The organism is Clostridium sp. MF28 (assembly GCF_002969175.1).
Classification (GTDB): domain Bacteria; phylum Bacillota; class Clostridia; order Clostridiales; family Clostridiaceae; genus Clostridium; species Clostridium beijerinckii.
The window spans coordinates 4,463,562-4,478,185 of record NZ_CP014331.1 but is presented as its reverse complement, the minus strand read 5'-3'; the positions used below and the strand labels follow the sequence as shown (position 1 = coordinate 4,478,185).

The following is a 14,624-nucleotide window of genomic DNA, read 5'->3' as shown; positions in this document are numbered from 1 at the left end:
CTATTAATTAATAAGGCTGTTTTAAAGTAATTAAGATATATATACCCAATTAATTTAAAGCAGCCTTATTATATTTAGCTAAGAACCGAAATTTACAAATTAAAATAACCCAGCTCATCCCTATGTCCGCCAAGTAAATAATTAATGTAATTTTATGAACTTACTTATAATATAAAATGTTTTTCTAATTCTTCAATCATTTTAGATTTAAAAGCAGTAAATTTATTATTATATTTACAAATTACTTTTTCATGCTTCTTGTCATATACCACAAAAGAAATATAAACTGTATCATTATCATAACAAAGCAAATATCCTAGTTCTGAATTTTCTTCTAAATCTATTTTTTTATACTCATTGGATACTATTTCATATAAATTGGTTTCTTTTTTTTCTAAAATAACATATTGTGATCTCTTCTCATCATTTTCATTCATATTACAATATCTTTCATCACTTAAGTTTATAAAAATATTATCATCATTATATTTCCCAAATGGAAGATACAAATACCTCTTCTCTTTAATGAAAGAAATAACAGAATCTTTTATTTCGTCTTTTCTCCCCTTGTATTTTCTTCCATCCTTGTTGATTGAAAACATTAAATCCGTATACTTTCCATCCCATTTAAAATATTTCCTTTGCCATTCCTCAAGAAACAATAACATATTCAAGAAATCTAATTCACTGTACTTCTTTTTTATTAAATAGTCCTTCTTAAGTAAATTCTCTAACTGCTCCCCTACATTTTTATCTATTTCTTCTAAAATAGTAGCTTGTCCTCGCTTACTCAAAAAATCTCCAAATTCATCTCCAAAACTACTTGTTAAAATTATCTTAAGAATCATTTTGTTATACTTCAAGGATTTTTCTTTAATATTCTTAGCGTATGTATTTTCACTACAACTATCTAAATATTCTTTAATCAAAGTTGAATCTTTTTGAATATACCCTTCTTTTCTCAGCCTCATCTGGCTTAGATCCTTTTTTACATACTCATCCATAAGATGATTCTGCTTGTCCACATCTTTGGCTTTTATCGATGTAATTATAGGTATAGTCTTTGATACTTTTTCTTCTAAAGCTTCTTCCACATTAGTTAAGTAGCTTTTAGGAAATTTCAAAGCACATTTACTATCTAACTTTTCTTTAAATTTGTTAACTATATTTATTTCTTCCATAATATTTACTTCTTTTTTAGATACAACTTTTTCCTCAACTTCAGATATAATAAGCAATTTACTTCTTTCAAAAGCATACCCTAGTCCATAAGTTATAAGAACTTCATCATCGTGAGCCATATTTAATCTTCTCCTACACCAGCATTAATTTTTTAATATCATAAACTATCATTTTTTAAATTATTCATAATTACTCTATCTTAAATAATTATAATTTGCTTTTCTTCCTATAATCAACAAGTAAATATTACTAAACCTCTTTTATAGTCCCATTATTTATAATATACATGTATAAATATATTTTTTGTAAATTCTAATACTTATATTTACCTTATAATCTACCTATTCCACTTCATATATTGCCACTTATAAGAAAATAACGGATTATTTCTAAATAATTTCTTTAGAATAACCCGTTATTTTTACTGCTAACTTTTAATAGTCTTTTTAAGCTTTTACTTTATTATGTGATATATGTACAATGCTAAATTATATACTAACGGAGCAATCATCACTGTCATTATTCCTGCAATGCCAATTGATAGACTACTCATTGCCCCTTCTACTTCCCCAAGCTCTAAAGCCTTACTAGTACCAACTGCATGAGATGCCGTTCCTATAGATACACCAACTGCAACCTTATCTTTTATCTTAAAAATTTTACATATAGTCGGTCCAAATACAGCCCCAACTATACCTGTGATTATAATTGCAAGGACTGTTATTGGAACAACTCCTCCTAATTGACTGCTTATTGATATTCCTATAGGAGTTGTTACTGATTTTGGAACTAATGATTTTATTACACTTGAATTAAGTCCAACTAAATAAGATATTCCTATTATAGAAATTATCCCTATAGCGCTACCAACAAATATACCTGTTAAAATAGCCTTAGCATTCTTTTTCAAAAGATCCAGCTGTTTATATAAAGGTACTGCAAGTACAACAGTTGATGGTCCAAGAAACATATTTATAAATTGACCACCTTTATTATATGTATCAAAATCAATATGAAATGCAAACAAAAAACATATTATAATTCCTATTGCAATTAATAGTGGATTTAAAATTGGTATTCTTGTATTTCTGTTAATGAATATACCAACTTCAAAAGCCGCAAGTGAAAGTACTAGTCCAAATAAAACATTGTTCGTTAATATTTGCATATATTCTCCTCTTTTCTTATCACTTTATCTGTACGTAAACTAACTATTTTTCCTTGGCTTTCTTGAAATAGCCTGAACGACAATACCAGTCACCCCAATTATTATTATAGTCGTCAATATACATACTAATAATAATTGCCACCATGTCGCTTTTATTATTCCAAGCGACGTCATTAAACCAACTCCTGCTGGAATAAAGAAAAACGCCAGATGGTCTAGTAAAAAATTTGTTATATTTGAAATGCTCTCCACTTTAATTACCTTTGTGTATAATAATATAAATAATATTATCATTCCTAATATATTTCCTGGTATCGGTAGATGAAGCATTGATGATATAAATTCTCCTAATAGATAAATTCCAAATATAATTAGTGCTTCTCTAAATAACTTCAATTTTATCACACTCCAATTATTTAAGCATATTTGTTAAAAAACCAACTTCTCTCTATTCTTAATATGACCTTTACAATTTAATTTACCATCATTACATGGATAAGTAAAATTCCTTTACACTTTAAGTAAAGGTTACCTTTTTGTTAAATATCCTTATATTTTCAGTATTATATATTAATTGCACTTTAAATATAAGTTTCTAAAAATATGTTTAATTTTATTCATTATAAAAATTAAAACGACTTATTTATTATATAAATAAGTCGTTTTAAGAGAGTATTTGTAGAGTTTAATAGTATACTTTTAACTTCTATCCTTTACTAGTTTATTTTCTACTATTGCAACCACCTCATACATGATAAATGCAATTGCTGATAGTATTACAATGCTCATCATTACCATATCTAACTGAGCCACTTGTCCTCCATATACTATCAAAAATCCAAGACCATTCTTCGCTACTAAAAATTCTCCCATTATTACTCCAACCCAAGATAAACCAACATTTATCTTTAGAGCTGATATGAGGATAGGAACAGAGTATGGAAATATTAAATATCTTAATATCTGTATTTTTGTCGCTCTAAAAGTATTCATAAGCATAATTTTCTCTTTATCTATTTCATTAAATCCAGTTAACACACTTATAATTGTTGTTATTACTGATATTAAAAGAGCAATCACTATTATTGCTGGAATACCATTTCCAATCCAAAATATTATTATTGGAGCCAAGGCAACTTTAGGAAGTGCATTTAAAACTACTAAATATGGATCTAGTATTTTTGATACAAAAGGACTCCACCATAAGATTACTGCAATTAGTGAACCTAGTATTGTTCCTAAAGAAAATCCTAAGATTGTTTCATAGCATGTGACTGCGATATGCTTAATTAAACCTCCACCTTCATATAAAGATACAAATGATTCAATTACTCTAGTTGGGCTAGAAGTAAGAAACGGATCTATCCACTTAAGATTTGCAGCTATTTGCCATAAGGCTATGAAAATAACCAATATAAGAATTCTAGTAATTAAAATTTTTCTTTTTATTTTCTTTACCTTATTCAAATATATTTCATGTTCCTTAGACATCTTATTTACTTCACTAGCATTTACACTTTTCTTAGCCATTTCCATCATTCAACTCCTTCCATAACATGTTAAAATAGTCACTAAACTCTGGAGCTCTTCTCTTTTGGAAAGGAGTTAATTCTTCATCGCTAAAATGTATAGGAATTTCTGCCTTCACACTAGATGGTCTCTTAGATAATACTATTACTTTTTCAGACAAAGAAATCGCTTCTGCTATATCATGTGTCACCATTATTGCTGTCTTTTTTTCTGTTTTTATTATCTTATAAACATCGTCACATACTAAAAGTCTCGATTGGTAATCTAGTGCTGAAAATGGTTCATCTAAAAAGAGTATCTCTGGATTTAGTGCTAAAGTCCTTATGAGTGCAACTCTTTGCCTCATGCCACCTGAAAGTTCACTAGGATGATGGTTCTTAAATCTCGTTAGCCCATAAGCATCTAGCAATCCACTTACTCTTTCCTTTGATTCATTATTTAGCTGCTTTTTTATCTTTAATCCTAAGATTACATTTTCCCAAACCGTATTCCATTCAAATAAATGATCCTTTTGAAACATATATCCTATCTTATCCAAATTCTTTTTTACATCTTCACCTTTGTATAATACGCTCCCATTAGATGGTTCTAACAGTCCACTCATTATATTTAATAATGTAGATTTTCCACATCCTGACGGTCCTAAAATAGAAATAAATTTACCATCATCTACTTGAAAATTAACATTATTTAAAGCCTGTGTTTCACCTTTAATAGAATGATAATTCATTGATATATTTGATATTTCTAACAAGCTCAAATAAAATCACCACCTTTTCATCTTTATGTGACCTTTATTTAGCTGCTTTTTCAGCAAAAGAATTATCTACGATCTTGCTAAATTCAGGTCTTTGCGGCATTAAGCTTGAATCATAATCAGTAATTATATCCATAAGTCTATTTAAATTTTCTTCTTTAATTTCTGGTGTATGAGCTATGGCATCAATCTTTTTATAGTTATCTATAACTGTCATAATTGTATCTTTATCTGTACCTGGGAAATAATCAATTATGCTATCCGCAACTTCCTCTGTACTATGACTAAAAAACCACTGCTGACCTTTATAGATAGCATTTGTAAAACCTTGTATTACTTGTGGATTTTTATCCATATAGGATTTTGTTGCAAAATAACAAGTATAAGGAATTAATCCTGATTCTTCACCAACAGATGCAAGAATATATCCAGTTCCCTCTTTCTGAATTGCAGAAGCTGTAGGTTCAAAGAGAGCCACATAATCACCTGTACCGCCCTTAAATGCTCGGTACATGAAAAAGCGATTTTAGAAAACTATATTTTGAGAATTGATTTAAAAGATGAGTTTAAAGATCTGCCAGCAAATACGATTGCTGAAAATTTGATTAGATTAAGAAAGTTAAATAATTTAACCCAAAAAGAATTGTCACTAATTATGGGTATTAGCAAATCGAGTATATCCAAATATGAGCGTGGAGAGTTATTCCCCACAAAAGATCAATCAATAAAACTATCTAGCTATTTTAATATTAATAGTAAATATTTTTACGATCCGTATTTAGAATCTATTGATAACTTTCATCAATATTTATCCACCGTACTTAATAAAAATATACACATTAATAAGGATAAGTTGTGTAAATCTTTGAATATATCTAAAAGAACTTTATATAGATATTGTTATCAAAATAATGTGCCTTCTAGAAGTATATTTGAAAAGATTAAAAGTTATTTGAATACTTAAAATTAAAATTTATTCTCTTAAAATCGTGTTAATCAATTATTTTATTGGAATATATTTTTATAATTTTATGTATATTTTATCTTAATAGTGTTAAGAATTAAGATACGATTTCCTATTTTTTAATAAATAAAGAGATAGCTTTGGACATTACTCTCCTAATATTTTTTTGCTATCTCTTTTTTTTGCAAAAAAATAAGGGTAATAAAGATTTCTCTTTACTACCCTACAAGACTTAATGCTTAAAAAAGAATCTTGTAATTATCTTGGGAGTCTAACGCTATCCACTATCGCTGTTAGCTTTGTGTGTAACATTATAATATCATAATTCCACAAATTATACAAGACTATTTTCATCTGATTTATAAGAATTATTATATTAAAGCAAAAAAGGTAGACTAAGTATTCTACCTAGTCTACCTTTACTAAACAGAGTATATGCAATTTAGTAATAATCATTATACCATATTACTTTATATCATAAAACCAGCTTCCCAAAGTTTCTTTTAGCTCTAGGCATTTACTCATAGATAGATTTTGAGTTTCAATCCATACCCCTTTTTCGTTTCCCCTAAAATAACATCTAACTCCTTTAAAATATTGGAGCACATAATCAGCATCAACACCATTAAAACTATTATCTCCTTGATAGCCATTAGGTAAATAGTTTGTAACAACATATCCAGTAGTTTTATTTAATATTCCATCATTAAACTCATTCATATCACATTCTGTATTTATTCCGCTTACAGATCCTGTTTCACTATATTGGTGTCCTACTCTATTAGTGAAGAAATTAGAATTTAATCTCCATGGATCATTATTATAGTTTGCTTCCCATAATGGATAATCTGCAATTCTATTATCTAAGTTATCCATAAAACTAGTATAAGTATAAATACCTATTTGCATATTAGATAGCTCTTTAAATTTAGCAATAAATCTTAAAATATAATCCATTAGTCCATCAAAATTAGTTTCCACATCTAGCATTGGAATGAGATCACTGGTTTTATCTTTTATGGCATTATAAAAATTATTAGCCTGACTTTCTGGCTCACTAGTTCCAACTAAGAAATGATAGAACCCTGTTTTTAATCCTGCGTAATGTGCATTTGAATAATTAGTATCTAAATAACTATCTTTAAATGTTGTCCCCTCTGTAGCTTTAATGTAAACAACTTCTACTCCTGCTGTTTTTACCTGGTTAAAATTTATATTTCCGTTATGATTGCTTATATCTATGCCTTTAAACATTTAGTATCATCCTTTCTCATTTTAAATATAAAAATAAGAGTAACCCTAAAGGCCACTCCAAAAACTCTGCTTATACTGTTTGCTGCACATCTACGTTTACTGTTGCTGCTGCAAGCGATTGAAATTTGCTTAATTGATCTTTTAGACTTGCGTTTTCTGCTTGTAATTTAGTATTTGATTCTTGCAATTCATTCATAATTACGGAATTATCTAATACTGCTTCCTTACCCACATTAACGCTTCCCGCAACTGCTTGCCTAAAATATATAACATCTTCCTTAGTTAGTTCTGGAAATTTAGCAAGCAATAATTTATCGAATTCTTCAGTTTTACTTTTAAATGTATCTTCAATTTTTTCTGTAATCCTAAAGTTCTCATCTACAATGCTCCATACCTCTCTAGCTGCTGTCATGTATGTTTTATTTTTTAATATACTTATTACTAGTCCTAAAATTTGTTTTATCATTTTACATACCTCCAATTATTTATTAAATATTCCTGTTTGAACTGCATAAAAAAAGAAGCTAATTAAAGCTCCTCCCATTGCAGTTATAAACCACTTCATCATGCTAGTTAAGTTTTTAAGATTTTCACATAAGTTCTTAAGTTCTGTCTTTAATTCTCTCCCATCCTGTTCAAGTTTATCAATCCTATCACCGTGATTATTAAGCCTTCTTTCGTGAGTTTCAATTTTGTCTTTCACTAATTCTTCATTCATATTACACCTACCTTATTTGAAATCTTTATAAAAGTGAGCAATAAAAAAACACCATATTGGTGCAATTAATCACTTATACTTTTATTTCTTTATAATTACTATTATACTACTTATAATTATTAAATTTTTATACACTTTCTATACTTTTTATTAAATTTAATGATACATTCTATTTTCCTATGATGCAGTACTTTCTGTAGTTATATCTTCCATAGCTCCCATATCTACAAGAACTAATTTTACTTGCTCTTGTAAATTTAAAAGTTTAGGAACATCCTTATATTCATAAGTACCGCCTACTATCAATGTTACCCATACTTTTACACATCCACTATTTTTATTAAATTGCATTCTAAACACTCTCCTTAAAATCAAATTTATTATACTAAGCATTGCTTTTTCCCATTGCTACTATACTTGTTAACTCTGCATTTGCTTGCGATAAGTCATTTACTTTTTCCTTTAAAAGCTCTAATTCTGTTTTAGGTATGTCTTCAAATATTGCTTCTTTTGTTTCAATATTTACTGACTTTGTTATTTTTCCATCTGGAACTTCACAAGATAAATTTGTTAATATGTTATCTTCTAATTCGGTTCCACCTGATTGTGTAAATAATATTTCTCCTGTGTTTTTATTGTATATTGCTAATGTTTTCATTGCTTTTCACCTTCCCTTTACTTAATGCTAACTAAATTTCCATGCATGCCAACTACCTGATAATTTAAAACTACTGGCCGAATCATTGTACCAGTATATTACCTGATTGCTTATATAAAACCAAAAATTGTCTGGGCTTGAACTAAATCCTGGGAAAATTACATAAGCCCCTTTTGGTGAAGCTTGTAACCAAAGTATTAAATCTGGTACGAAATTTAAAGATATATTATAGCTATAAGAAGTGTGATTTGAACTAGTTCCTGAATATCTCGGTATTGTGTAATCCAATGCACCAGATACATGTTGATAAGTTGATGCTGTTCCAACAATACTCTTACCATTCCAACCAATATTTACACCATTAACTATATTCCACGGCATTAAATTCGGAATATGTAGTCTGTTTGTACCGGTACCTGAATAGTACCCCTTTGGAATATAAAGATCAAATGCACCTACATATTCATTAGTGGCAACACCACCACAAATTCCAGAACTGTTGTAAAAGTCACCCGAATCTGCTCCTCCCATATTAATTGCACTTGTCATATTTTCAAGAGTTCCAAACTTTTTAACTCCATCATCATATCCACTATATCCTTTTAGCAAATATTGAGGATCTAATAATGCATCTGCTGTATCTACAACGGAAGATTTACCTGTAACGCCATCTATAGTAATACCAGCTCTTATATTTCCCGGAACTAACAAAGATAAATCAAGACCTCCAGTTATACCAGTATCATTATCATTACTAAAGGTCGTATTCCTACGCACATCTTTCGCTAGTGCAGTTCCTTCCGCACTAGCTTTGATAAAAAAACAGTCACCAGTTGAGTTATACCAAACTGTATACGCCTTTCCTGCTATTAAATTTGGTGATGTTGTTGTTCCTGGTTTATATAATTTTTTACCATTTATAGTTGTTGCAGCGCCGCCATTGTTTGCACTTGCTATGAAAGTTATTGGATATCCAGTTACTAACGTTCCTTTAATTGCAAGTGTTATGACTGTGGCTGATCCACCTGCTGTTTGATACACCATATCTGACAAGTGCGTATCATGTTCTTTCATTACAGAATCAATTTTTGAAAAGTTATCTATAAAATCTTGCCTTTTTACATTATCAGTTCCTTCAGGCAATTTTAACCCATAATTAGTTGATAATTGCATTTAATCATCCTCCTTAATCGTATACTTCTATTTGATCCCACTTAATGCTTTCAGCATTGTTATAAGATAGACTTTTGTTATCTAAATAATCCCAAGATGTATAAGTATATTTAAATACATATCCTAAATGAGCTGGTTTAATATCCTCTAACATATTGATGAAAGCTTGCATATTACGCGGAATTCCTTTAACTCCTATGAACTGCACCGTAAAAGAATAATTAGCATTATCTTCTAGTATATTTACTTCTCCACCACTAAAGGCTTCAGCTGCATTTTTTAACATTACTTTCGTTGCTGTTCCCTGTCCACGTTTTTTAGCTTTTAAAACTTCTCTTCTTTGTTCATAACTTTGATTCAGATTGGTTTCAATTCCATATTCATTTTCCCAATAGGTAAGCCCCCATGTTGCAGTATCTATCCAAAGTTGATTCTTTATATCCTTAATTTTATAATTTAATCTTCCAATCTCCAGCGAATTAGAATGTTCTAATTCCTTCATAACTTTAGATGTAATATAATAATCAGGCATATATCGCATAAGATCAGGAGATATTAGTTTTATTTCATCTATGTTATCTTCTTCATTAATTCCATATTGGGTTGTACCATAATTCATGCTATACCCCCTCTAAATCATTCCATGACAGTCCTTTTTTTAGATAGACCGAGTCATGATTATGTGTGCTTGGACTTGCTCCAATATCAAATGGAGTTGGCTTCACTGAGTTAGAGTATAGTTCTATCCATGTTGACCACGAACCTCCACTTTTAGTTCGTATATAAACATGACCTACATTTACTGTCATTCCAAAACCTAATTGTGTTAAATAGCTTTGATCACCGCTACATATAACCATAAAATTAAACCACCCACTCGAATAAGGTCCATTTACAGGATTTTGTACATCATACCATCCATTAGCTACTATATTATTCAAATCAGTACTTGTATTTAGTCTTTGACCTTTTCCTCCTAATCCATATCCACTAGGTGCAAAATCACTAGCATGTTTTCCATCTAATTTATCTGCATTATCTATAATCCCATCGCTATTAGTATCATATATGCTTTTAAGCATATCACCATATCCAGCATTAGATATTTCGTCCTTAGTTGCAAATTTTGAATTTGCTTCTGATTCTGTATAATATCTATCATCATGAGTATGAAGTTTTGGAGCTTGACTATTTACGCCAGAACTATCAAGCGTGGCCACTCCACTAGCAGCTCCCATTTCACTTCTTTTTACTTGAGGGTCATTAGTTACATTACCCAATCCAACATCAGTTTTAGTTGTGCCATGTGGATTAGTTCCACCTGGATGTGTGTAAACTATTTTTTCAGCACCATCTATCTTTATATTTCCATTAGTTGTACTTACTTCAACTTTGTTAGCATTACTGCTAATCCCATCAATTTTACTTTTATAGTTATTATCAAAATCATTTGTAGATAAACTTTTTCCCGTTATTTTATCTACCTTATTACTCACGGTATTCCATAAGGTTCTCTCATCACTTGTAATATGTTTAACACTATCACTAATATGAGTGTAAGCAGCATTCCAATATCCAATTAATGTGGCTGTTATTCCATCTATTACAGATTTATTTCCATGCTCATGCTTCTTATTATTTGTATCTGCTAAATTTGCTTTTTCTGTATCTGCATAATCATTGGTGCTAAGTCCCTTTCCTGAAACTTTATCAACTTTGCCAGCTAACATTGTAGTCATAGTCGTAGCAAAATTAGGATCATTTCCAAGTGCATCTGCAATTTCTTTAAATGTATCTAAAACATTAGGCGCGTTATTTATTAATTCTGATATCTTTTGTAATACTTCATCCTTTGTATAAACTTTATCCTTTGTATATCTATTAGATAATTCTGCATCTATAGAACTTTCTTTAGTTTTAGCTCTATTTATCTCAAAATCTAGATTTGTTGTTAAAATAGACTCTGCGCTTTTTGCTCTAGTAATCTCAGAATTCAGGTTAATTGTTAACGTATTTTCTGAACTCTTTGCTCTTGATATTTCTGTATTTAAATTATCAGTTAGAACTTTTTCAGCCCCAGTAGCTCTATTAATTTCACTATTAAGATTTTCTTGAGTCTCAACGACTGCATCCTGAAGTTTATTAACATCTTCTGCTTCAACTTGATCTCCTAATGTTTCGTAACTTATATAAACTGGGCTTACATTAGAATAAATTTTAATTATTGTTTTCCATGGAGTTAATGATGGAGTTGATGTAAAATATGCTTCAATCTTATTTCCTGTAAGTTTACTTCCTGTATAAACATTCAAGGTCTTTAGATTTACATTATCATGTTGTAGCTCTGATTCATAAACGCCATTTAATACTTTAACAACTTCCTCAATTACATATATATTATTTTCAAGTTTATTGAGCTTCTCATGAAATTGAGTTACATTCAAATTACATCACCCCCAAATTTAAATTTCCCATTACTGCAATTTCTTCATCAGCTAAATTAATATTTGATGTTGCACCATTAATTTTTAAATCAGAATAATCCATAACTCCTTCAGTGCTTAATAATATTTTTCCTATCTTTGCTATACTTATATATGAAGCATTGAATGAAATACTTTGTAAATGTTCTAGTATCAATGTCTTAAAAGTTGTTTGTATTATTCCAAGATTAAATCCATTAGTTATACTCACATTTGCAGTTATATTTATTGCTTTTTCAGTCGCTGAAACAACTGTTACAGTTGCCCCAATCGGTGCTTGTCCTTCACCCATTCCATCAACTGGATCGATATACTTTTTAACACTATCCACTAATGTTTTATCAGCTCCAGTCTTATTAGCATTTATAATAACGACTTTTACAGTTCCGTTTCCTGCCCAAAGTGGTACAACTCTTGCATCTCCAACGCCTGTTACCTCTAATGCCCAATTTCTATAATGATATTTATTTCCAGACGTTGCAGGAGTCTGAATTTTAGCATAATATCTTTTTCTTAACTCTTCATCTGTCTCCTCATTATATCCATTAGAAATAGCTTCTTTATTAATTACTTTTTGTAGTCCTGAAAGTGTCTTTGGGAAATATTTAATAGCTCCAACTGGTATATTACCTACTTCACCGTACTTTACACATTTTACTGAAACATCTATAATCCCACTTTCAGGTACAACCAATGTTTCTGTAAATTCAAAGCTAACACTATCACTAGCTACGAGTTCACCTTTATTTATAGGTGAACCGACTACTCCAGTAATTGTAACTTTCCCAATAGATTGAGTTGTTAATTTACGTGTTAATCCAACATCTTTTACTACTTTATCAAGATCCTTTCCAGTCGCTGTTTCTGCAAATCTCTTATCTAATACGCCTTCAATTTCTGTATATGCATTTTCTAATTCAATAGCAACTGGTTTCTCAGCATCATACATGAACTCGCCTTCGCTTTTGTTATATTCATCACTTATATTGCTAAGTAATCTAGCTTGTATAACAGCTCTGCTATCACTCATTTTTACGTCACCACACTTTCCGTGCTCGTACCATAAACACTTATAACATCAAAATTACAATTAAGTAACGTTTTATCTTTTTTAAATACAAAATTATTTACAGATTTTATATCAGAATTTCTTAGTAATGCTTCTGTAATTATTGTTTGAATCTGTGCTTGCTTATAAGGCAAAGGATATTCACTCATTATTAAATCTAATAATGAATCAACACCATATTTTTCAGAATCATTTGTATTATATATTTTGTATTTATTCTTATCAGTTCTTATAGTTTTTTGTATCCATTGCTTTAAAGCTTCATATTTGCTTACTGTTTCGACTTTTCCATCTTTAACATTAAAATCTCCTAGCTCAAAATTGAAACTAGGAGATTTACCACCACTATTCATTATATTTGCATTGTTTAATTGAGTTATTGTACTAACTGCCTCTTGATTTGGAAACAAATAATATCACCTGCCTTTAAACTCTATCCACTGCCACATAAGCTTGACCATTAGAAATAGGAATACATAAAACTTTATCATTTACACCTAAATCTCTATTAATAGAAAAACTTTTTTGCACCTGATCCTCTATAGTGATTTTTCCTGCTATCCCCTTTAAGCTTTCACATATATATAGCTGCGCATTAATATCATCTTCTGTAAATATAGCAGCACCGCCAAATAAAGAAACTTTAATAGGATCTAAAGCAATTATCTTTCCAATCCTCGCCTCATCAGCATCTCTATTGTCTCTTTCCCTTAACAATTTCATTAAGCCTGTATCATATCTATCCATTTTATCACCTACCAAACAACTGTAACACTAACTTTGTGAATCCCATTTTCTAATTTGTGACTTGAACTTTTAATTTTATAATATCCATTTAATCTCTTACCAGCAGTTAAATAAATCATTCTATTTGGTTTTACTAAATCACCATTTTCAACAACAAACATGTCATTTAAAGAACATGAATACTCTATTTTATTACTATTAGCTAGTGTGTTATTTGCAATATTTTGAGCCTGAGCAACATTCTTATCATCTACAGTTAAATTATCACTTAAAATACCATAAAATCCTTGTTTACTTGTATCTTCTGCGGTTGCTTCTACTTTTGCATTATCATCATTTCCGCTAGTAACAGTTATTTCATTTTTCATATTCTCCATAGACATTTCTATATCTATATCTTTAGTTAAAATTAATCTAGGAGTTATTTTCATTTCTGAAAGTTTTCTAACATATAAAACATTACCTTCAATTTCTTTAAAATATGTTGTTCCTTGGTCACTTTGTGCTTGATCTAAAATATCATCAATTATTTGTGCCATAGTAGTATTGACATATGTTTTACTTATTTGAGTTGGAATATCTGCTATAACACAAGTTAAATAAGCTTCTCCAGCTAATGATTTTATTGCTTCATCTGCTCTTATATTATAAAACTGCTTAACTGACATCTTATTATTTTTTAAATAAAAACTATAATCCTGGCATGTATAGCTCCATGTCCATCTCCTTTGAATTGGCTTGAATGCAATTCCTCTAAATATTTCTAATGAATCATTAAACAGTTGTATGACTGTCCCTGTTGGAATTTCTTTTATGCTATCAAAAGTTAATTGAATACCTAAATTATCAGTGTCTCCACCCCACGAAATAGTATTGCTATCTTTTATTATGTCTTGATTATTAGCAACAAGTCTATACATA

The 14,624-nt window shown here is 29.8% G+C and carries 18 protein-coding genes and 1 pseudogene; 1 reads left to right on the top strand and 18 read right to left on the bottom strand.

Features of this window, described 5'->3' with window-relative positions:
• Positions 1 to 164 precede the first annotated feature (164 nt).
• The 6 genes and pseudogenes from AXY43_RS19680 to AXY43_RS19655 all read right to left on the bottom strand — a co-directional run.
• Positions 165 to 1,301 (bottom strand): hypothetical protein, encoded by a 1,137-nt coding sequence (locus AXY43_RS19680; RefSeq protein WP_039773908.1) that lies wholly within the window; start codon positions 1,299 to 1,301, stop codon positions 165 to 167.
• 335 nt (positions 1,302 to 1,636) lie between these two features.
• Complete coding sequence (locus tag AXY43_RS19675; protein ID WP_023975285.1) at positions 1,637 to 2,350, bottom strand: LrgB family protein; 714 nt, start codon at positions 2,348 to 2,350, stop codon at positions 1,637 to 1,639.
• Between the two features lie 39 nt (positions 2,351 to 2,389).
• On the bottom strand, positions 2,390 to 2,746 hold the full coding sequence (locus tag AXY43_RS19670; RefSeq protein ID WP_023975286.1) for a CidA/LrgA family protein: 357 nt from the start codon (positions 2,744 to 2,746) through the stop codon (positions 2,390 to 2,392).
• A gap of 303 nt (positions 2,747 to 3,049) precedes the next feature.
• Positions 3,050 to 3,841: an ABC transporter permease gene (locus AXY43_RS19665; RefSeq protein ID WP_031275933.1), complete on the bottom strand. Its 792-nt coding sequence runs from the start codon at positions 3,839 to 3,841 to the stop codon at positions 3,050 to 3,052.
• A gap of 31 nt (positions 3,842 to 3,872) precedes the next feature.
• Complete coding sequence (locus AXY43_RS19660) at positions 3,873 to 4,640, bottom strand: ABC transporter ATP-binding protein (protein WP_023975288.1); 768 nt, start codon at positions 4,638 to 4,640, stop codon at positions 3,873 to 3,875.
• Between the two features lie 34 nt (positions 4,641 to 4,674).
• Positions 4,675 to 5,142, bottom strand: a pseudogene (locus AXY43_RS19655) (ABC transporter substrate-binding protein); the annotation flags it as partial.
• Positions 5,143 to 5,178: 36 nt separating this feature from the next.
• Between AXY43_RS19655 and AXY43_RS19650 the strand changes: the two are divergent.
• Positions 5,179 to 5,601: a helix-turn-helix domain-containing protein gene (locus tag AXY43_RS19650; protein ID WP_181246045.1), complete on the top strand. Its 423-nt coding sequence runs from the start codon at positions 5,179 to 5,181 to the stop codon at positions 5,599 to 5,601.
• A 465-nt stretch (positions 5,602 to 6,066) separates the two neighbouring features.
• On the opposite strand, the gene AXY43_RS19645 is transcribed toward AXY43_RS19650, so the two are convergent.
• From AXY43_RS19645 to AXY43_RS19590, 12 genes are all read right to left on the bottom strand, one after another.
• Positions 6,067 to 6,855, bottom strand: coding sequence for a GH25 family lysozyme (locus tag AXY43_RS19645; protein WP_011968274.1), 789 nt, complete (start codon positions 6,853 to 6,855; stop codon positions 6,067 to 6,069).
• 70 nt (positions 6,856 to 6,925) lie between these two features.
• The gene (locus AXY43_RS19640; RefSeq protein ID WP_105412020.1) at positions 6,926 to 7,321 is read right to left on the bottom strand and encodes a hypothetical protein; all 396 of its coding nucleotides are present in this window, start codon (positions 7,319 to 7,321) and stop codon (positions 6,926 to 6,928) included.
• Between the two features lie 15 nt (positions 7,322 to 7,336).
• Entirely contained in the window at positions 7,337 to 7,573 is a 237-nt protein-coding gene (locus tag AXY43_RS19635) for a hemolysin XhlA family protein (RefSeq protein ID WP_011968272.1), read from the bottom strand.
• Between the two features lie 177 nt (positions 7,574 to 7,750).
• Positions 7,751 to 7,924, bottom strand: a complete 174-nt coding sequence (locus AXY43_RS19630) for a hypothetical protein (RefSeq protein WP_242986065.1) — start codon at positions 7,922 to 7,924, stop codon at positions 7,751 to 7,753.
• 34 nt (positions 7,925 to 7,958) lie between these two features.
• Positions 7,959 to 8,231, bottom strand: coding sequence for a hypothetical protein (locus AXY43_RS19625; RefSeq protein WP_105412018.1), 273 nt, complete (start codon positions 8,229 to 8,231; stop codon positions 7,959 to 7,961).
• Between the two features lie 27 nt (positions 8,232 to 8,258).
• Positions 8,259 to 9,404 (bottom strand): hypothetical protein, encoded by a 1,146-nt coding sequence (locus AXY43_RS19620; protein ID WP_105412017.1) that lies wholly within the window; start codon positions 9,402 to 9,404, stop codon positions 8,259 to 8,261.
• Between the two features lie 13 nt (positions 9,405 to 9,417).
• The gene (locus AXY43_RS19615; RefSeq protein WP_105412016.1) at positions 9,418 to 10,023 is read right to left on the bottom strand and encodes a YmfQ family protein; all 606 of its coding nucleotides are present in this window, start codon (positions 10,021 to 10,023) and stop codon (positions 9,418 to 9,420) included.
• Position 10,024: 1 nt separating this feature from the next.
• Positions 10,025 to 11,848 (bottom strand): pyocin knob domain-containing protein, encoded by a 1,824-nt coding sequence (locus AXY43_RS19610; protein WP_105412015.1) that lies wholly within the window; start codon positions 11,846 to 11,848, stop codon positions 10,025 to 10,027.
• 1 nt (position 11,849) lies between these two features.
• Entirely contained in the window at positions 11,850 to 12,917 is a 1,068-nt protein-coding gene (locus AXY43_RS19605) for a baseplate J/gp47 family protein (protein WP_105412014.1), read from the bottom strand.
• A gap of 2 nt (positions 12,918 to 12,919) precedes the next feature.
• Positions 12,920 to 13,366 (bottom strand): DUF2634 domain-containing protein, encoded by a 447-nt coding sequence (locus AXY43_RS19600; RefSeq protein ID WP_105412013.1) that lies wholly within the window; start codon positions 13,364 to 13,366, stop codon positions 12,920 to 12,922.
• A gap of 16 nt (positions 13,367 to 13,382) precedes the next feature.
• Positions 13,383 to 13,703 (bottom strand): DUF2577 family protein, encoded by a 321-nt coding sequence (locus tag AXY43_RS19595; protein WP_087702208.1) that lies wholly within the window; start codon positions 13,701 to 13,703, stop codon positions 13,383 to 13,385.
• 8 nt (positions 13,704 to 13,711) lie between these two features.
• Positions 13,712 to 14,623, bottom strand: coding sequence for an XkdQ/YqbQ family protein (locus tag AXY43_RS19590; protein WP_105412012.1), 912 nt, complete (start codon positions 14,621 to 14,623; stop codon positions 13,712 to 13,714).
• Between the last annotated feature and the right edge of the window lies 1 nt (position 14,624).